Below are 748 nucleotides of genomic sequence, written 5' to 3' on the forward strand. Positions count from 1 at the left end.
CCGCTGCTGGGTCAAAGCTATAGGTCTGGCCGTTACCGTCATCGGTAACGCCTGGTCCTGAGTAGACACCGCCCATTGGCATTCCGCCACCTAGACCTGACTGTACGCCTGTATCCAAACAAAGGTCCGTTGGTGCTTCGAAAGTTACCGTTGGTAAATCGAAGACTTCAATATCGTCCGAGGCCGAGCTAGCGCAAGTATTGGCATCTTCAAAGGTATAGGTAATCGTATGTATGCCTGTCCCTGCTGCTGCCGGATCAAAACTATAGGTTCTTCCGTTACCGTCATCGGTAACGCCTGGTCCTGAGTAGACACCTCCCACTGGCATTCCACCACCTAAGGTTTCCTGTACGCCTGCATCCAAACAAAGATCTAATGGTGCAGTAAAAGTGACTATAGGTAAGTCATTTTCTATGACCGTATATTCAGCAGAGGTAGCAGTACAGCCACTAGTAGCGTCAGTTATTGTTACTGTATAGATACCTTCCAAAGCTGTAATAGTTCGTGTTGTCTCACCTCCCGGAAACCAAAGGTACGATCCAAATCCTGCACCTGCATCTAGCGTAACACCACCACTGCCTTCACAGTACTCAATTGCTCCTGAAATCGCGACTGACGGTCTAGGAGGAAATGTATATGCAAAGGTATTGTCTGGTGTGGTCGGTGACATGCTACCCAGCTCGTTGCCTGCGCAATCCTTGAGCACCGTATACAAGGTGATGCCTCCATTTGCTATAAACAGATCGGT

Annotated in this window: 1 protein-coding gene; it reads right to left on the reverse strand. The window is 48.9% G+C overall.

All coding sequences use genetic code 11. The features are described from left to right. Positions 1-748 (reverse strand): hypothetical protein (locus J4050_RS15165; RefSeq protein ID WP_208155461.1); only part of this gene is annotated, 748 nt, incomplete at both ends.

This window comes from Winogradskyella pelagia, from assembly GCF_017581965.1.
Taxonomy (GTDB): Bacteria; Bacteroidota; Bacteroidia; order Flavobacteriales; family Flavobacteriaceae; genus Winogradskyella; species Winogradskyella pelagia.